At 63.2% G+C, this 16,560-nt stretch carries 20 protein-coding genes; 1 reads left to right on the top strand and 19 read right to left on the bottom strand.

What is annotated here, in order from left to right:
• The 9 genes from AVO45_RS05210 to AVO45_RS05170 all read right to left on the bottom strand — a co-directional run bounded on the left by AVO45_RS05210 (position 1) and on the right by AVO45_RS05170 (position 9,150).
• A complete protein-coding gene (locus AVO45_RS05210; protein ID WP_068344887.1) occupies positions 1-1,269 on the bottom strand; it encodes an amino acid ABC transporter permease in 1,269 nt (422 codons plus the stop codon).
• Between the two features lie 132 nt (positions 1,270-1,401).
• On the bottom strand, positions 1,402-2,418 hold the full coding sequence (locus tag AVO45_RS05205; RefSeq protein ID WP_068344960.1) for an amino acid ABC transporter substrate-binding protein: 1,017 nt from the start codon (positions 2,416-2,418) through the stop codon (positions 1,402-1,404).
• 210 nt (positions 2,419-2,628) lie between these two features.
• Entirely contained in the window at positions 2,629-3,336 is a 708-nt protein-coding gene (locus AVO45_RS05200) for an ATP12 family chaperone protein (RefSeq protein ID WP_068344886.1), read from the bottom strand.
• 4 nt (positions 3,337-3,340) lie between these two features.
• Complete coding sequence (locus AVO45_RS05195; RefSeq protein ID WP_068344885.1) at positions 3,341-4,012, bottom strand: HAD-IA family hydrolase; 672 nt, start codon at positions 4,010-4,012, stop codon at positions 3,341-3,343.
• A complete protein-coding gene (locus AVO45_RS05190) occupies positions 4,009-5,052 on the bottom strand; it encodes an RluA family pseudouridine synthase (RefSeq protein ID WP_068344884.1) in 1,044 nt (347 codons plus the stop codon). The genes AVO45_RS05195 and AVO45_RS05190 overlap by 4 nt, the downstream gene beginning before the upstream one ends.
• Complete coding sequence (gene crcB, locus AVO45_RS05185; protein ID WP_068344883.1) at positions 5,049-5,429, bottom strand: fluoride efflux transporter CrcB; 381 nt, start codon at positions 5,427-5,429, stop codon at positions 5,049-5,051. The genes AVO45_RS05190 and crcB overlap by 4 nt, the downstream gene beginning before the upstream one ends.
• 116 nt (positions 5,430-5,545) lie before the next feature.
• A complete protein-coding gene (locus tag AVO45_RS05180) occupies positions 5,546-6,352 on the bottom strand; it encodes a crotonase/enoyl-CoA hydratase family protein (protein ID WP_068344882.1) in 807 nt (268 codons plus the stop codon).
• Between the two features lie 98 nt (positions 6,353-6,450).
• Positions 6,451-7,761, bottom strand: coding sequence for a replication-associated recombination protein A (locus AVO45_RS05175; protein ID WP_068344881.1), 1,311 nt, complete (start codon positions 7,759-7,761; stop codon positions 6,451-6,453).
• A gap of 3 nt (positions 7,762-7,764) precedes the next feature.
• Entirely contained in the window at positions 7,765-9,150 is a 1,386-nt protein-coding gene (locus AVO45_RS05170) for a trypsin-like peptidase domain-containing protein (protein ID WP_068344959.1), read from the bottom strand.
• 166 nt (positions 9,151-9,316) lie between these two features.
• On the opposite strand from AVO45_RS05170, the gene AVO45_RS05165 reads away from it, so the two are divergent.
• Positions 9,317-9,772 (top strand): host attachment family protein, encoded by a 456-nt coding sequence (locus AVO45_RS05165; protein ID WP_068344880.1) that lies wholly within the window; start codon positions 9,317-9,319, stop codon positions 9,770-9,772.
• A gap of 84 nt (positions 9,773-9,856) precedes the next feature.
• Here AVO45_RS05165 and rplQ read toward each other — a convergent pair whose 3' ends face one another.
• The 10 genes from rplQ to rpsE all read right to left on the bottom strand — a co-directional run bounded on the left by rplQ (position 9,857) and on the right by rpsE (position 16,555).
• Positions 9,857-10,279: a 50S ribosomal protein L17 gene (gene rplQ, locus AVO45_RS05160; RefSeq protein ID WP_068344879.1), complete on the bottom strand. Its 423-nt coding sequence runs from the start codon at positions 10,277-10,279 to the stop codon at positions 9,857-9,859.
• Positions 10,280-10,409: 130 nt separating this feature from the next.
• Complete coding sequence (locus AVO45_RS05155) at positions 10,410-11,426, bottom strand: DNA-directed RNA polymerase subunit alpha (protein WP_068344958.1); 1,017 nt, start codon at positions 11,424-11,426, stop codon at positions 10,410-10,412.
• Between the two features lie 117 nt (positions 11,427-11,543).
• Complete coding sequence (rpsK, locus tag AVO45_RS05150) at positions 11,544-11,933, bottom strand: 30S ribosomal protein S11 (protein WP_068344878.1); 390 nt, start codon at positions 11,931-11,933, stop codon at positions 11,544-11,546.
• Positions 11,934-11,947: 14 nt separating this feature from the next.
• Positions 11,948-12,316 (bottom strand): 30S ribosomal protein S13, encoded by a 369-nt coding sequence (gene rpsM, locus AVO45_RS05145; RefSeq protein ID WP_068344877.1) that lies wholly within the window; start codon positions 12,314-12,316, stop codon positions 11,948-11,950.
• Positions 12,317-12,517: 201 nt separating this feature from the next.
• Positions 12,518-13,159 carry an adenylate kinase gene (locus tag AVO45_RS05140; protein WP_068344876.1) on the bottom strand — a complete coding sequence of 214 codons (642 nt, stop codon included), beginning with the start codon at positions 13,157-13,159 and terminating at the stop codon, positions 12,518-12,520.
• Positions 13,156-14,520 carry a preprotein translocase subunit SecY gene (gene secY, locus AVO45_RS05135; protein WP_068344875.1) on the bottom strand — a complete coding sequence of 455 codons (1,365 nt, stop codon included), beginning with the start codon at positions 14,518-14,520 and terminating at the stop codon, positions 13,156-13,158. Before secY ends, AVO45_RS05140 begins: the two co-directional genes overlap by 4 nt.
• Before the next feature lie 109 nt (positions 14,521-14,629).
• The gene (gene rplO / locus AVO45_RS05130; protein WP_068344874.1) at positions 14,630-15,103 is read right to left on the bottom strand and encodes a 50S ribosomal protein L15; all 474 of its coding nucleotides are present in this window, start codon (positions 15,101-15,103) and stop codon (positions 14,630-14,632) included.
• Between the two features lie 248 nt (positions 15,104-15,351).
• Complete coding sequence (locus tag AVO45_RS05125) at positions 15,352-15,567, bottom strand: DUF1127 domain-containing protein (protein WP_068344873.1); 216 nt, start codon at positions 15,565-15,567, stop codon at positions 15,352-15,354.
• A gap of 214 nt (positions 15,568-15,781) precedes the next feature.
• On the bottom strand, positions 15,782-15,970 hold the full coding sequence (gene rpmD / locus AVO45_RS05120) for a 50S ribosomal protein L30 (protein ID WP_068344872.1): 189 nt from the start codon (positions 15,968-15,970) through the stop codon (positions 15,782-15,784).
• Positions 15,971-15,982: 12 nt separating this feature from the next.
• Positions 15,983-16,555 carry a 30S ribosomal protein S5 gene (gene rpsE, locus AVO45_RS05115; RefSeq protein WP_068344871.1) on the bottom strand — a complete coding sequence of 191 codons (573 nt, stop codon included), beginning with the start codon at positions 16,553-16,555 and terminating at the stop codon, positions 15,983-15,985.
• Positions 16,556-16,560 lie beyond the last annotated feature (5 nt).

Below are 16,560 nucleotides of genomic sequence, written 5' to 3'. Positions count from 1 at the left end.
TCAACGCTCCTTCAGTTTCACGGACTCGTTGTACCAGTTCATGATCGCCGAGATGATCAGCGAGATGGACAGGTACACCAGCATCAGCAGCAGAACGCATTCCAGTTCGCGCCCGGTCTGGTTCATCGTGATGCCGCCCAAGGTGCCGGTGATGTCCATGTAGCCCACGGCAATCGCCAGCGACGAGTTCTTGGTGAGGTTGAGATAGTTCGAGATCAGCGGCGGGATGATCACGCGCAGTGCCTGAGGCAGGATCACCAGTCGCATGATCTTGCGCGGACGCAGGCCCAGCGCCGCTGCGGCCTCGGTCTGGCCCTTCGAGATGGCCAGGATGCCCGCCCGCACGATCTCGGCGATGAAGGCCGCCGTATAAAGCGACAGGGCAAGCCAAAGCGCGATCAGCGAGTTCCGCAGGTGCGTACCACCCTTGAAGTTGAAGCCCTTGAGCTCGGGGTACCCCAGGTGGAAGCCCAGCAGGTAGAGAAGGATCGCCATGGGCACGACGATCACCGCGGTGCGCTGCCACCATGTGACGGGACGGTCACCGGTCTGTTCCTGGATGCGGTCGGCCCGATGCTTGATCCAGTTCGACACCCAGATGCCGATGCCGAGCACAAGCAGGATCGCCATCAGGTCCAGGCTGACGTCGAAACGCAGGCTCGAGGCCCCGAACAGATGAACGTCACCCAGGCTGTTCGAGAACAGCGGCTCGGGAATGTAGACGCCGCGATTGGTCATCGCCACGCTGTCGCCCAGCATCATGCTGGCCTCGGGTGTTTCCCCCCTGAAGGCCCGTGGCGCCGGCAGCGTTTCGATCAGGATCGCCATGATGAACACGATCCACAGCAGAACCGGCACGTTGCGGAACATCTCGACGTAGACCGTCATGATGCGCGCGACGATCCAGTTGTGCGACAGGCGCGCCACGCCGATTATGACCCCCAGAATGGTGGCCGTCACACATCCAAGGAACGCAACCACCAGCGTGTTGAGCAGGCCGACGAAGGCCGCCCTCAGGTGCGTATCGCGCGAGGTGTATTCGATCAGGCGCTGGTTGATGTCATAGCTGGCGGGTTCGGCGAAAAACCCGAACTCGACCGGTTTGCCCAGCGCTTCCAGGTTTTGCATCGTGTTGCTGATAAGCCAGGCTGCCAGAAGCATGAAACCGATCAGGGCAATGACCTGGATGGTCGCAGACCGGTACCGCGTATCGTAAAGGAGCATGGACAGCCGGAACTGCTCCTTCGGCGGGTCAGTGAGAGTCGTCATGACCTATGTAAATCCCCGTGACATCCCGGTTCCCTCGTGGGCAGGGTTTGCCCCTGCTCCCATTGACCGGGCCTGTTGTTTGTAAGGATGCAAAAAGGGCGCAGGTTGCCCTGCGCCCTTTTCGCGGCTTTCTTAACGGAACGGCGGCGAGTACAGCAGACCACCGTCGGTCCACTGGGCGTTCAGGCCGCGTGCCAGACCGATCGGGGTGTCTTCGCCGATGTTCTGGGCGAAGATTTCACCATAGTTGCCGCCCGCCTTGATGGCGCGCTTGGCCCATTCGGCGTCCAGACCCAGCATCTCGCCCAGGGTGCCTTCGCTACCCAGCAGACGGTTGATTTCCGGGTTCTCGGTGCCGGCTGCCATCTCGTCGATATTGGCCGAGGTGATGCCCAGCTCTTCGGCCGAGATCAGCGCGTTCAGGGTCCAGCGGACCAGGTCGCCCCACTCGTTGTCGCCGTGGCGGACCAGCGGGCCCAGCGGCTCTTTCGAGATGATTTCGGGCAGCAGAACGTGGTCGCCCGGGTTTTCGAAGGTGGCGCGGGTTGCGGCCAGGCCCGATGCGTCGGTGGTGTACACGTCACAGGCGCCAGCCAGGTACTGCTGCTGCGCTTCGGCGTTGGTTTCGATCGGAACCGGCTCGTAGCTGATGTTGTTCGAGCGGAAGAAGTCCGCCAGGTTCAGCTCGGTGGTGGTGCCGGTCTGGATGCAGACGGTGGCGCCGTCCAGTTCCTTGGCCGAGCTCACGCCCAGCGACTTGGGCACCATGAAGCCCTGACCGTCATAGTAGTTGATGCCCACGAATTCGAACTTCAGATCGACGTCGCGGCTGAAGGTCCAGGTGGTGTTGCGGGCCAGCATGTCGACCTCGCCCGACGCCAGAGCGGTAAAGCGGGTCTTGCCGGTGGTCGGCACGAACTCGACTGCGTTTGCATCGCCCAGAACGGCGGCTGCAACGGCGCGGCACACGGCCACGTCAAATCCTTTCCACTCCCCATTCGCATCCGGCGCAGCAAAGCCAACCAGACCGGTGGTCACACCGCAGTTCAGCTTGCCGCGTGCCTTGACGTCGTCCATGGTGCCTGCCGCAGCGGCACCTGCCGCCAGACCGGCAACTGTGGCCGCGCCCAAAATTACGGATTTTTTCATTTTTACCTCTTCCTGATTTTCCATCCCCTAGCGGAACGGTTCTGCCGGCATTCCCTTTTGCCGGAAAGGTTACCGAAAAAGGTTTCCCCCCTTCAGTGCGCCCAAGTTTGGGCGCAATCATAAACAAACGTCAAGAGGTGTATCAGCGAAATGGATATTCCATTTTTTCCAGTTTACCCTTGGTCAACCGATCGGGTCGCCGGGTAAGGTTCACTCTGATATGTCATAGAACCGTTTGGCGTGCAGAAACGCCTGACGCTTTACCTCTGCTTGTGCCTGGGCCTCTTCGTCGGTACCCCACTGCTCCTCCTGCCAGAGCTCGTCGAGACGCGAAATGCGCCAGATCTCGTCCGGTTCGCGCCAGCCATGCGCCGCCGCGAACCCCAGCACGAGGGAACCGGACAGGCTGACCAGATCGTGAAAGGCGGCGAGTCGAAATTCGCTTAGGTCGTGAACGCGGCGACGCAGGCGGTCCAGCGCCTCGTCAGGCTGCGGGCGATGAACCACGCCAGAGACCGGAACGAGCCGCACGCCCAGCGTCTCGGCGGCCCAATCGAGCGCAGGATCCCATTGTTCCGACTGCCGCGCGACCAGCGATTCCGGGTGTTCCGCCCGGTAGCAGAGCAAATCCGAATCACCGTAGGCGGCCAGCATGTCGGCGACTTCGGCATGCTGATGACGCACCTTGTCGATCGCCGCATTGGCCGAGCGGGTGTGGGGCATCGTGGTCGGGTCGACCTCTTTTTCCTGCGCGTCCCATTCCTGCGCGATGGCCTCGGCCATGGCGCGGGTCGGCACGACAAGCTGCGCCTTGGCCGGGGTCTTGACGCCGCGCCCGTCGAGTTCGACGGTGAAGCCGTCGTCAACCTGAACGACGGTGCTATCTTTCCAGAAGCGTTTCGGTTTCCAATCACTCATTTGCTCAGTTCCAGAGATCGTTCAGCGCCGGGGACAGTTGCTCGAAACTGTCGATGACAAGGGCAGCATCCCTTAGGGACTCGGCAGCGTGATATCCCCAGCTTACGCCCACACCGGCCACGCCGGCGGCCTTCGCCATCTGCATGTCGAAACTCGTGTCGCCGATCATCACGGTCGAGGCGGCCTCGACCCCCGTCTCGGCCCGCGCCGTGTCGATCATCGACGGGTGCGGTTTCGAGGGGTGATGATCCGCCACCTGTCTCGTGACGAAATAGTGCTCCAACCCATGCACCTCCAGCAGCGCGTCGAGCCCCCGCTGCGACTTGCCGGTGGCAACGCCCAGCAGGTTCTCGGGCACAGCATGCAGCGCCTGCAGCACGCCGAGCGCGCCGGGGTATAGCGGCGACTGGGCCGCGCCCTGTTCAAGGCGCTGCGCGTGGTAGGCCTCCTTGTAGGCTTCCACGAGGCTGTTCTGCACCGATGCGCTCTGCTCCGCCGCCAGTCGGGCCATCGCATGAGGCAACGACAGGCCGACGATGGAGAGGATGTCGGCGCGCTCGGGCACCGGTAGCGACAGGGCGCCGAATGCCGCCGTCATGGCGGACACGATGCTGCCCTGGCTATCGACCAGAGTCCCGTCCACGTCGAACAGGATCAGCCGCAAAGGCGCGTTCATTGCAACTCCTCGAAGGGGTCATCCGCGGCCAGATCCTCGGTCCAGCCGAAGGTGTCCCAGCTTTCCTTCATGTGCTGCGGCAACGGCGCGGTGATCGTCACCGTCTTGCGCGTCACCGGATGTTCAAACGTCAGGCTGCGCGCATGCAGGTGCAGCTTCTTGCTGATGACCCCGCCCAGTTGCGCGCCCCAGCCGTCGCCCAGGTTTTCCTGCCCCGAACCGCCATATTTGCCATCCCCGACGATGGGATGCCCGATCGCCGCCATATGCGCGCGAAGTTGATGGGTCCGGCCCGTGACAGGCTCCATCGCCACCCAGGAAGCACGCCCCGCCACCCGGTAGAGCGTCGCATAGAGCGTATGCGCCCGCTTGGCGCCCGGCGTGCTGCTGATCTCGCCCAGGTGAATGGCGATCATCTTTTCGCCTTCGCCTTGTTTCCCGTGGCCCGGCGCCTTGACCAGCCCGGTCTTGATCTCGCCCAGATAGGGCGTCGGCACCCCGGCGACCAGCGCCCAGTAGATCTTGCGCGTGTTGCGGTGGCGGAACGCGGCGGTCAGCCCCTTGGCCGCCTCGCGCGTGCGGGCCATCAGCAGAACGCCCGAGGTGTCCTTGTCGAGACGGTGCACAAGGCGTGGGTTCTCGTCGTAGCCAAAGCGCAACGCCTCGGCGAGGCTGTCCACATGGCGGCTCTGGCCGCTGCCACCCTGCACCGGCAGCCCGTGCGGCTTGTTCAGGGCCAGCACATGATCGTCGCGGTAGATCACGCAGGACTGGATCATCTTTGCGTCGGCATCCGACACGCGCGGCTTTGCCACGGCAGGTTTCTGATCCGCATCCGGCAGGGGCGGCACCCGAACGACCTGCCCGGCCTCCAGGCGGGTCGAGGCCTTGACCCGGCCACCATCGACCCGCAACTCGCCCTTGCGGCACATCTTTTCGATCCGTCCCTGGCTGACATGCGGGAACTTGCGCCGCAGCCAGCGATCGAGGCGTTGATCGCCCTCGCCTTCGCCGACAGTGATCGTCTGAACGCCGCTCATGCCCAGATCCCCCGCGCAACCAAAAGCCCTGCGGCCAGCGCCGCCAGAGACAAACCGACCGACAAACCGACATAAAGCGCCGCATATCCAAATGCACCGCGCTCGTAGAGCGTCACCGCCTCGAGCGAAAATGCCGAAAACGTGGTGAAGCCCCCCATCAACCCGGTCACGACAAGCGGGCTCAGGTGGTGCAGACCACGTTGCGCCGCGGCCACGACAAAGACGCCCATCAGGAAGGACCCGATGACATTGACGATGATGATCGCCACCGGAAACTCCTGCGGGCCCAGAACGCGAAACACGCCCATGCCCGTGAGATACCGGAGCGTCGCCCCGACCGCGCCGCCAAGCGCCACTTGAAGAACCGAAGAAAACATGGCGCTCCTGTCGCGCGGGCGGGCGGGGATGTCAAGTTTTGCTGGCGTTTTCGGCCAACAATTGAGGTAATCGGGCTGGGGAGGTGCTCGCCTGACCCGCCCAGACCCGAAAGCGTTCAGATATTGGTGAAATCGCCGTGACGACCGGCGCCATCGCGGAAACGCCCGGCGCCTGCCGTTCCCTCGCGGCGGATCGCGTCCAGCCCGTTCGCCCATTCGACCTTGAGCGCATCTCGCACCTGCATGCCGCGGGTCTCGATGATCGAGCGCCGATCGGCCCGGACCGCCTCTTGCGGGAAGCGGGCGATTTCCTGGGCTAGCGCCTCGGCCTCGGCGCGCGCCTGCCCGTGCGGCACCACCCGTTCCGCCAGACCGATGCGATAGCACTCTTCCGCCTCGACCTTGCGTCCGGTCAGCGCAATTTCCAGCGCCTTGCCCTGCCCGACAAGCCGCGGCAAGCGCACCGACCCGCCGTCCATCAGGGTGATCCCCCAGCGGCGGCAGTAGACGCCGAGATAGGCGGTGTCGGCCATCACCCGGATGTCGCACCACAGCGCCAGTTCCATGCCCCCGGCAACTGCTGCTCCTTCGATCGCGCCGATGACGGGCTTGGAAAGCTCCAGCCGCGACGGACCCAACGGGCCGGGCCCGACCGGGGCGGCTCCGATCGGGAAAGCGTGTGCATCGAAATAGGCCTCGCGCTTTTGCGGATCCGACAGCGATGCGGCTAGTTTCAAATCCCAACCCGCGCAGAAATTGCCACCCTTGCCCCAGAACACCGCTGTTTTCGCGGGTCCGGTTTCGAATTCCATGAACGCCTCGACCAAGGCATGCGCATGTTCGGTGTCCACCGCATTGCGCGCCTCGGGGCGGTCGTGGATGATGGTCCAGACGTCATCCGTCTTTTCGATTGTCACAGCCATAGCGGTCTCCTCCTGCCAACAGCGTGACCCAAGGGAAGCCGATGCGAGACCGTCTGTCTTGAAAGACGCCGCGACACAACGCAAATGACCCGACGTCGTTACCGGTTGCGCTGTGTCCGGAGCTTGGCGAAGTAGTCCAGCCGTTTCTTCAACTCACGCTCGAACCCGCGTTCGACCGGCTGGTAGAGCACGGGGCGTTTCATGGCTTCGGGAAAGTAGTTCTGCCCCGAGAACCCGTCTTCGGCATCGTGGTCATAGGCATAGCCCGCGCCATAGCCCTGATCCTTCATCAGCGAGGTCGGCGCGTTCAGGATGTGTTTTGGGGGCGGCTCGCTGCCCGACTGCCTGGCCAGCTTCATCGCGGCCTTGTAGCCCACATAGGCCCCGTTCGATTTCGGCGCCAATGCCAGATAGACAACGGCCTGCGCCAGCGCCAGCTCACCCTCGGGCGAGCCGAGCCGTTCATAGACCTCCCACGCATGCAGGCAGATCGACTGCGCCTGCGGGTCGGCCAGACCGATATCCTCGACCGCCATCCGGGTGATCCGCCGCGCCAGATAACGCGGATCCTCGCCCCCGGTCAGCATCCGCGCGAACCAGTAGAGCGCCGCGTCCGGGTCGGACCCGCGCACGGATTTGTGCAGGGCCGAAATCAGGTTGTAGTGCTCGTCGCCGGACTTGTCGTATTTCGCCGCCCGCCGCATCAGTCGGTTTGCCAGCGCCTCGGTATCCAGAGGGCCGTCCACCTTCCAGGCCGAGACCTGCTCGATCAGGTTCAAGAGCGCCCGCCCGTCGCCGTCGGCCATTTCCTGCAGCGCATCCCGCGCTGCCGGCGTCAGCGGCAGGGCGCGGCCAAGCTCTTTTTCGGCGCGCTGGGTCAGTCGTTCGAGGTCGGCAAGGCTCAGCCGCTCCAGCACCAGAACCTGCGCGCGGCTGAGAAGCGCCGCGTTCAGCTCGAACGAGGGGTTTTCCGTGGTCGCCCCCACCAGCAGGATCGTGCCGTCCTCCATGTGCGGCAGGAAGCCGTCCTGCTGCGCCTTGTTGAAGCGGTGGATCTCATCCACGAACAACAGTGTCCCCTGCCCGTTCCGGCGGCGGATCTTCGCCGCCTCGAACACTTTCTTCAGCTCCGGCACCCCGGTGAAAATCGCACTGATCTGCACGAAATGCAGATCGGTTTCATCGGCCAGCAGCCGCGCGATGGTGGTCTTGCCCACGCCGGGCGGGCCCCAGAAGATCAGGCTCGACAGGCTGCCCGACGACAGCATCACCCCAAGCGGCGCGTCCGGGCCCAGCACTTGGTCCTGCCCGATCACCTCGCCCAGCGATTTCGGGCGCAGCCGGTCGGCCAGCGGCCGGGGGGGCTCGGCGGCCGGTGTCTTTGCTCCGCTGTCGAACAGATCGGCCATCGGTCAGATCCGGAACCGCAGCGAAACCCATTGGCCGCGACGTTGAAGGTCGATCTTGATCCAGCGGCCGGGATTGGTCAGCGCGGCGCGCACGTCGCCGGGGCTGGTTACCTGTTGATCATTCACCGCGGCCAGCACGTCTCCGGGCTGCAGGCCCACCCGCGCGCCATATGGCCCGGCATCCAGCACGACGACGCCCTTGATCGACAACGGCAGACCCAAGCGCGCGATCACCGCAGGGTTCGCCCGCGCGACGGTCAGCCCCGGCAGGACCGTCCGGTCACCCAGCACCGTTTCCTCGGCGGGGGGCACGTCGGGCGCCTCGATCATGGGCACCTCGATCTGGTCGCGCTGGCCGTTGCGCAGCCGCGTCATGACCGACACGCCGCCAATCCCCGCCACCGACATGCGGAACTTCATCTCGGCCGGCGAGTTGACCTCGCCTCCATCCACATGGGTTATGACATCCCCCACCCGGAACCCGGCCTTGGCGATCGGGCTTTCGGGGTGCAGATCCGAGATCACCACGCCCTCGGGAACCGACAAGCCCAGAGACTCGGCGATATCGGCGGTCATCGGTTGCCCGGCCATGCCCGCCCAGGGGCGGACAAAGGTCTTGTTCCCAGCCCGCGCCTGCCGCAGAAACTCGGCCACGAGATTGGCAGGGATCGCAAAGCCGATCCCGTTCGAGCCACCGGATCGTGTGAGGATCGAGGTATTGATGCCGATCAGGTCTCCGTTCACGTCGATCAGTGCGCCGCCCGAGTTGCCGGGGTTGATCGGGGCGTCGGTCTGGATGAAATAGCCGCGCCCGTTGCCGGTCGCCGTACCCGAACGCGCAAGCCCTGAAATGATGCCCGACGAGACCGTCTGCCCCACCCCGAACGGATTGCCGATGGCCAGCGCCAGCTCGCCCACCTCGACATGGTCCGAGTCGCGCAGCCTGAGAAAGGGCAGCCCCTCGGCATCCTTGAGGCGAAGAATGGCGATGTCGCTTTCCTCATCCCCCAGCACCACTTCGGCGGTGAATTCGCGCCGGTCGGTGGTGACCACCTGAATCTCGGTCGCCATGCCTACGACATGGTAGTTCGACACGACATAGCCGTCTTCGGACAGGATCACGCCGGACCCGAGCGAGTTCTGCACCCGCGGCCGTGGGGCACCGAAGCCGCCACCGAAGAAATCGCGGAAGAACGGGTCGTCAAACAGCGTATTGCCCCGGCCCGGCCGGATGATCCGGGCATAGATGTTGACCACGGCGGGCGCGGCGCGTTTCACGACGGGGGCAAAGCCAAGAGCGATCTCGGCCTGGGACTGTGGCACGCGGGTTTCCGACAGCGCAGGTGCAGCAACAACGAGGCCAAGCGCGATAATCAGGGCACGGATCATGGCATTTCCTTTGAACTGGCATCTGATATGCGGCCAGAAGGGAGCGAATGCAAGCAAGGCGGCGACCATGCGACTTGCCCCGGGTCGCCTTGCCGTGGATGATGATCGAACGGTTCCAGTCTCAACGGAACTGTCGGATTTCGTTACGGCATTGGGGGAGAACAACATGGTGAAACTGAGAAAAGGCGCCTGGATCGTGGTGGCCGACGGCAACAAGGCGTTGCTGTTGCGCAATCTCGTGGAATACCCCGCGCCAAGTTTCGAAGTGATCGCAGAACAGATGCCGACCGTCGGCGCGGACGATCTGAAGCCAACCGATCAGTCAGGCCGCCGCGCGGACGGCGGCCCCAACCAGAAATCGGCTGTGGCGGAGCCGAATTGGCAGCAGGATGCCCGCGACCGCTTCGCGGCGGAACTGGCGGATCTTCTATACAAACGGGCGCTCAAGGGCGCTTATGACTCCCTTGTCCTCGTGGCCTCGCCGAAAGTGCTGGGCGCCCTGCGCCCTGCGTTGCACCAGGAAGTTGCAAGGCGGGTCGTCGCGGAAATTCCGAAAGACCTGACCAATCATCCGGTGCCGAAACTGGAAACGCTTATCAAGGCCGAGATGGACGCGATGTAGGCCCCGGCCCGACGGACACCACGGAAAAGAAAGCCCCCGCTCGCGAGGAGCGGGGGCAACCATCGACCCTATTGGGTGACGGGCTTATTCTTCGGCTTCAGCCTCTTCAGCGGCGACGCGGGCCTTGTCGGCCGCGCCTTTGGCATCGACGTCACGATCAACGAATTCGATGATCGCCATCGGCGCCATGTCGCCATAACGGAAGCCGGCCTTCAGGATGCGGACATAGCCGCCCTGACGGTCCTTGTAGCGGGGCCCCAGAACCTCGAACAGCTTGGCGACGTCCTTGTCCTCTTTCAGGCGGGCAGCGGCCTGACGGCGGGCGTGCAGATCACCGCGCTTCGCGAGGGTGATCAGCTTTTCCACGATCGGGCGCAGTTCTTTCGCCTTGGGCAGGGTGGTCTTGATCTGTTCGTGCTCGATGAGCGAGCCGGCCATGTTGGCAAACAGAGCCTTGCGGTGCTCATGAGTGCGGTTCAGGCGGCGGTAACCACGTGCGTGACGCATTTTTCAGTTCCTTCTTTCGCGTTTTGCTTTGTCTGGCCGGCGATGCGTGTCACCGGCTCTCCTTGGGGCGGAAATGCCCATATGGTCCCCGGATATTCCCATTTCGGGCCGGGCATTGGTGAAGACGCGCTTAGAACGCGTCTTCGAATTTCTTGGCCAGTTCCTCGATGTTGTCCGGCGGCCAGTCCTCGACATCCATGCCCAGGTGCAGACCCATGCCCGAGAGAACTTCCTTGATCTCGTTGAGCGACTTGCGGCCGAAGTTCGGGGTGCGCAGCATCTCGGCTTCGGTCTTCTGGATCAGGTCGCCGATATAGACGATGTTGTCGTTCTTCAGGCAGTTTGCCGAACGGACCGACAGTTCCAGCTCGTCCACTTTCTTGAGCAGCAGCGGGTTGAACTCCAGACCCTCGTCCTCGTCCTGGCGGCCGGCTGCTTCGGGTTCTTCGAAGTTGACGAAGATCGACAGCTGGTCCTGCAGGATGCGGGCGGCAAAGGCCAGTGCGTCCTCGGGAGTGATCGAACCGTCGGTTTCGATCTTCATGGTCAGCTTGTCATAGTCCAGAACCTGGCCTTCGCGGGTCGGCTGAACGTCATAGGCGACCTTCTTGACCGGCGAGTAGATCGCGTCGATCGGGATCAGGCCGATGGGGGCGTCTTCGGGCTTGTTCTTCTCGGCCGAGACATAGCCCTTGCCCGTGTTGACGGTCAGTTCCATGAACAGGTCGGCGCCATCGTCCAGGTGGCAGATGACGTGGTCGCGGTTCAGAACCTCGATGCCGGCGCTTTCGCTGATGTCGCCAGCGGTGACGACGGCCGGGCCCTTGGCGTTGATCGACAGGCGCTTGGGGCCTTCGACTTCCATGCGCAGGGCAACCTGCTTGAGGTTCAGGATGATGTCGGTGACGTCCTCGCGAACGCCGGCGACCGACGAGAACTCGTGCAGAACGTTGTCGATCTGGACGCTGGTGATGGCCGCACCTTGCAGCGAGCTCATCAGGACGCGGCGCAGCGCGTTGCCGAGCGTCAGACCAAAGCCGCGCTCAAGCGGTTCGGCAATCAGGGTCGCCTGGCGCGCAGGATCGTTGCCCGGCTTGCCTTCAAGTTGGGTCGGCTTGATCAATTCTGCCCAATTCTTGTGGATCATGTAATCCCTCCATTCCTGTCTGCGCCCCATGACCGAGAAAGGTGCAGACGCCCGAGGTTTCAAAACGGCGCACCGGGGCCGTGCGGAAACACGGCCCCAGCCTGATAATTCGATCGCTTAGACGCGGCGGCGCTTCGGCGGGCGGCAGCCGTTGTGGGCAATCGGGGTCACGTCGCGGATCGACGTGATGTTGAAGCCCACGGCAGCCAGCGCGCGCAGTGCCGATTCACGACCCGAACCGGGGCCCTGAACTTCGACTTCCAGCGTCTTGACGCCATGTTCCTGCGCCTTGCGGCCGGCGTCTTCGGCGGCCATCTGCGCGGCGTAGGGGGTCGATTTCCGCGACCCCTTGAAGCCCATGGTGCCGGCCGACGACCACGAGATGGCGTTGCCCTGCACGTCCGAGATCAGGATCTTGGTGTTGTTGAAGGTCGAATTCACATGGGCGACGCCCGATGCGATGTTCTTGCGCTCTTTGCGTTTTACGCGTGTCTTGTCACGTGCCATCGGTCAGACCCTCCTTACTTCTTCTTGCCCGCGATCGGCTTTGCGGGGCCTTTGCGGGTACGAGCGTTGGTGTGGGTGCGCTGACCGCGAACCGGCAGGTTGCGGCGGTGACGCAGACCGCGATAGCAGCCCAGATCCATCAGGCGCTTGATGTTCATCTGCACTTCACGACGCAGGTCACCTTCGACGGTGTAGTTGGCGTCGATGTGCTCGCGGATGGCCAGAACTTCGGCATCCGACAGTTCGTTCACCCGGCGGCTCTCGTCGATGCCCACGGCTTCGCAGATCGCCTTGGCCGAGGTGTTGCCGATACCGGTGATGTAGGTGAGGGCGATGGGTACCCGCTTGGCAGTCGGGATGTTTACGCCGGCAATACGTGCCACGTGTCACTTTCCTTTCGTTGCGGTTCCGTAATTCCAGAACCTTTTTTCACAACACTTGACCGTGGCAGTGGCGCCAGAGGGTCCAGCATTTGTACGAGGTAGTCCAGGCAGGCAGGACGAATCCCGCCTGCGCGGTTGATTCCCATTGGGGATGTGGGTCGATATGGGCTTTTCGGCTGGCCGTCAAGCCCCTATCGCAGGTCAGCTGAGGATGGCCTCTATCGAGGCGGTCACCTCGTCAATATCGGCCAGGCCATTCACCGGTCGAAGGTCACCCTTGGCATAGTAGTAGCCGATCAGGGGCGAGGTCTTCTTGTAATATTCCATCAGGCGGGTGCGCAGGCTTTCTTCGTTGTCATCGGCGCGGCGAACCATCTCGGTGCCGCCACATTTGTCGCAGACGCCCTCGACCTTCGTCGGCTTGGTCTCGTCGTGATAGACCTCGCCGCAATTGCCGCAGGTGAAGCGGCCCGAGATCCGCTTGACCAGGGCTTCGTCGTCCACCCGCATCTCGATAACGGTGTGAAGCGACTGGCCCAGCTTGGCCAGCAGCGCCGCCAGGGCATCCGCCTGCGCCAGCGTGCGCGGGAAACCGTCAAAGATGAAACCGGCGCCGGCCTCGGACTGCAGCTTTTCCTCGATCAGGCCGATCACGATCTCGTCGGTCACCAGCTTGCCGGCATCCATGATCTCGGCGACCTTCTTGCCCATTTCCGTGCCCGAGGTCTTGGCCTCGCGCAGCATGTCGCCGGTGCTCAGCTGAATCATGCCGCGGGTTTCGACCAGATGCCGCGCCTGTGTGCCCTTGCCCGCGCCCGGCGGTCCCAGAAGAATGATATTCATCGACGAGCTGGCCCCCTCCGGCCGCGTTTCTTACCCTTGCCGCGCAGCTGCGACTTCTCGATCAGACCTTCGTATTGATGCGCGAGCAGATGGCTCTGGACCTGCTGGATCGTGTCCATGGTCACGGAAACGATGATCAGAACCGAGGTGCCGCCGAAATAGAACGGGATGGCGAACTGGCCGCGCAGGATCTCGGGCAGCAGGCAGACCGCCGCCAGATAGGCCGAGCCCAGCACCAGCACGCGGTTGACGACGTATTCCAGATACTCGGCGGTCTTCTTGCCCGGACGGATGCCCGGAACGAAACCATTCTGTTTTTTCAGGTTGTCCGCCACGTCATCCGGTTTGAACGACACGTTGAACGTGTAGAAATAGGCGAAGAACACGATCATCGAGGCGAAGAACAGCAGGTAAAGCGGCTGGCCCGGACCGAAATTCGCCAGCAGCCAGGACATGATCGGCCCGTTCGCCGCGCCCGACGAGAAGGTCGAGATGGTCACCGGCAACAGCAGCAGCGAGCTGGCAAAGATCGCCGGGATGACGCCCGCCGGGTTGACCTTGACGGGCAGGTGGCTGGAGCCGCCGTCATAGATCTTCATGCCGACCTGGCGGCGGGGATACTGGATGTGGATCTTGCGCAATGCGCGTTCCATGAACACCACGAAGGTGATGACCACGATCACCATGACGATGACGCCGACGATCACGGCCGGGCTGATCGCGCCGGAACGGCCCGAGGCGAAGAACTGCGCCAGGGCTGCCGGAACCTCGGCGATGATGCCCACGAAGATGATCAACGAGATGCCATTGCCGATGCCGCGTGCGGTGATCTGTTCACCCAGCCACATCAGGAACATGGTGCCGCCGACCAGAGTGATCATGGTCGAGAACCGGAAATAGAGCCCCGGATCCGTTGCCAGATCCCCCGATTCCAGCGAAACCGCCAGGCCATAGGCCTGCACGGTGGCCAGCGCCACGGTGCCGAAACGGGTGTACTGGTTGATCTTCTTGCGGCCCTGCTCGCCCTCTTTCTTGAGCTGTTCGAGCGCCGGAACCATCGAGGTCAGCAGCTGCACGATGATCGACGCCGAGATATAGGGCATGATGCCGAGGGCAAAGATACCCATCCGCCCCAGCGCCCCGCCGGTGAACATCGAAACCATGCCGCCGATGCCCTGCCCCGCCTGCTCCATGAACTCGCGCAGGGCCTGTCCGTCGATCCCCGGCACCGGAATGAAGGTGCCCAGGCGATAGACGATCAGCAAACCCAGCGTGAACAGGATGCGGTTGCGCAGATCGGTGGCCTTGCCAAGGGCAGCCCAGCTCGTGTTGGCTGCCATTTGTTCTGCTGCTGATACCATAAATCGGTCTCTCTTATGAAAACACCGCCCGGAACCGTTTTCCGGCTCGGGCGGCGTCTTGGAAAACTCTGTGGTCTATGTAAGCGGGTCGGCGCCCGCTCACAAGCGCTTACTCTGCCGCAGCGGCTTTTGTGACCTTGAGTGAACCGCCCGCTTTCTCGACGGCTTCAATCGCCGCTTGCGAGGCACCGGTCACTTCCAGGTTCACCTTGGCGCTGATTTCGCCCTTGGCCAGAACGCGGATACCGTCCAGCTTGCGGCGCACCAGACCGGATGCGACCAGCGCGTCCTCGGTGATCGCGGCCTTGGCGTCCAGCTTGCCGGCATCGACGAACTTCTGGATCAGGCCCAGGTTGACGACGGCGTATGCCTTGCGGTTCGGCTTGTTGAAGCCACGCTTGGGCAGACGCTGATACAGCGGCATCTGGCCGCCTTCGTAGCCGTTGATGGCCACACCCGAGCGGGATTTCTGACCCTTGATACCACGGCCACCCATCTTACCCTTGCCCGAGCCAGGGCCACGGCCAACACGGGTTTTCTTGGGAGCGGCGCCGGGATTGTCGCGCAGTTCGTGCAGTTTCATTTCGCTTCTCCTGAGCCGGATGTGGCCCCCGAAGCGTGATGGGCCAAACACGGCATTTCTTGGTTTTGATTCTCATGCGGCCGTCGGGCCACCGGGGGCGTATAAACCCACTTGCCCAGCCACGCAAGGGCTTGCGGCGGCAACATGCCCACAGACGCCAAACGCCCCGCTGTCGGGGCGCTGGACTCCGGGGCTCTTTCGGGCCGTTGCCGTGGCGCGCGCAGGCCCTGAGCTGCACGCGCAAGACCTCAGCGGCAATAGACGTGCTTTTCGGCAATGTCCTGAATATCGCAGCGACGGATGCCGATGTCGTTCAGTTCACGGTCCGACAGGCTCTGCAGCTCGGAATAAGTGCGGTTGTACTCGACCGCGCGGGCGCGGGCCTGTTTGATCCCGTCCACGAGATTCCTGATCCGGCCCCAGAGGTTCAGCCCGGCATTGGGAATGTTCACGATGTCTGCCATTTGCGTTTCCTTTCCTTGGCTTGGGCGTATTCCCAAGCAGCCTTCCAAAATAGATGCGGATCGCAGGGAAGTAGGTTCGGTCGGCACCGTGGACAATCTCTGAATCGGTCTAGCCGCTATGCGATAGCGGAATGCCAGTCACAAAAAACAAACACCCCCGGAGCAGTTCCGAGGGTGTCTTTCGTTCGATACGCCGGTAGTCAGCGCAGGTCGATCAGTCGCGCTCTTCGACGATCTCGACCAGATGCGGGATCTTGTTGATCATGCCGCGGATCGAGGGGGTGTCCTCGAGCTCGCGGGTCTTGTGCATCTTGTTCAGGCCCAGGCCGATCAGGGTTGCGCGCTGGTCGGCGGGGCGACGGATCGGAGAACCGATCTGCTTGACGACGATGGTTTTTGCCATGGTGACGTCTCCTTAGGCTTCGGCTGCTTCGGCAGCGGCCGGTGCTTCTTCCCGCTTGGGCAGGATGTCGGCAACCTTCTTGCCACGACGCGCGGCGACCGAACGCGGGCTCTGCTCTTTCTGCAGGCCGTTGATGGTGGCGCGGATCATGTTGTAGGGGTTCGTGCTGCCCAGCGACTTGGAAACCACGTCCTTGACGCCCAGCATTTCGAACACGGCACGCATCGGACCACCGGCGATGATACCGGTACCTTCCGGCGCGGTGCGCATGACCACTTTACCGGCGCCATGACGGCCTTCGATGTCGTGGTGCAGGGTGCGGCCTTCGCGCAGCGGAACACGGATCATGTTGCGCTTTGCCTGCTCGGTGGCCTTGCGGATGGCCTCGGGCACTTCTTTCGCCTTGCCCTTGCCAAAGCCGACGCGGCCCTTCTGGTCGCCAACAACCACCAGAGCGGCGAAGCCGAAGCGCTTACCACCCTTGACGGTTTTCGAAACACGGTTGATCGCAACAAGACGATCGGCGAATTCCGGTGCTTCCTCGCGTTCGCGACGGCCGCCCCGGCGGTTTTCACGTTCTGCCATTCGGC

Origin of the sequence: Ruegeria marisrubri, from assembly GCF_001507595.1 — a bacterium.
Lineage (GTDB): Bacteria > Pseudomonadota > Alphaproteobacteria > Rhodobacterales > Rhodobacteraceae > Ruegeria > Ruegeria marisrubri.
The sequence above is the reverse complement of the archived record's forward strand: the minus strand, read 5'-3'. Positions and strand labels throughout refer to the sequence as shown.

Coding starts and splice junctions, on each gene's coding strand:
- AVO45_RS05190 (WP_068344884.1), bottom strand. CDS start 5,052: ATGAGCGGCGTTCAGACGATCACTGTCGGCGAAGGCGAGGGCGATCAA.
- secY (WP_068344875.1), bottom strand. CDS start 14,520: ATGGTATCAGCAGCAGAACAAATGGCAGCCAACACGAGCTGGGCTGCC.
- rpsE (WP_068344871.1), bottom strand. CDS start 16,555: ATGGCAGAACGTGAAAACCGCCGGGGCGGCCGTCGCGAACGCGAGGAA.
- AVO45_RS05170 (WP_068344959.1), bottom strand. CDS start 9,150: ATGATCCGTGCCCTGATTATCGCGCTTGGCCTCGTTGTTGCTGCACCT.
- AVO45_RS05155 (WP_068344958.1), bottom strand. CDS start 11,426: ATGATCCACAAGAATTGGGCAGAATTGATCAAGCCGACCCAACTTGAA.
- rpsK (WP_068344878.1), bottom strand. CDS start 11,933: ATGGCACGTGACAAGACACGCGTAAAACGCAAAGAGCGCAAGAACATC.
- AVO45_RS05205 (WP_068344960.1), bottom strand. CDS start 2,418: ATGAAAAAATCCGTAATTTTGGGCGCGGCCACAGTTGCCGGTCTGGCG.
- rplQ (WP_068344879.1), bottom strand. CDS start 10,279: ATGCGTCACGCACGTGGTTACCGCCGCCTGAACCGCACTCATGAGCAC.
- AVO45_RS05180 (WP_068344882.1), bottom strand. CDS start 6,352: ATGGCTGTGACAATCGAAAAGACGGATGACGTCTGGACCATCATCCAC.
- AVO45_RS05125 (WP_068344873.1), bottom strand. CDS start 15,567: ATGGCAGACATCGTGAACATTCCCAATGCCGGGCTGAACCTCTGGGGC.
- AVO45_RS05195 (WP_068344885.1), bottom strand. CDS start 4,012: ATGAACGCGCCTTTGCGGCTGATCCTGTTCGACGTGGACGGGACTCTG.
- crcB (WP_068344883.1), bottom strand. CDS start 5,429: ATGTTTTCTTCGGTTCTTCAAGTGGCGCTTGGCGGCGCGGTCGGGGCG.
- rplO (WP_068344874.1), bottom strand. CDS start 15,103: ATGAAACTGCACGAACTGCGCGACAATCCCGGCGCCGCTCCCAAGAAA.
- AVO45_RS05200 (WP_068344886.1), bottom strand. CDS start 3,336: ATGAGTGATTGGAAACCGAAACGCTTCTGGAAAGATAGCACCGTCGTT.
- AVO45_RS05210 (WP_068344887.1), bottom strand. CDS start 1,269: ATGACGACTCTCACTGACCCGCCGAAGGAGCAGTTCCGGCTGTCCATG.
- AVO45_RS05165 (WP_068344880.1), top strand. CDS start 9,317: ATGGTGAAACTGAGAAAAGGCGCCTGGATCGTGGTGGCCGACGGCAAC.
- AVO45_RS05175 (WP_068344881.1), bottom strand. CDS start 7,761: ATGGCCGATCTGTTCGACAGCGGAGCAAAGACACCGGCCGCCGAGCCC.
- AVO45_RS05140 (WP_068344876.1), bottom strand. CDS start 13,159: ATGAATATCATTCTTCTGGGACCGCCGGGCGCGGGCAAGGGCACACAG.
- rpmD (WP_068344872.1), bottom strand. CDS start 15,970: ATGGCAAAAACCATCGTCGTCAAGCAGATCGGTTCTCCGATCCGTCGC.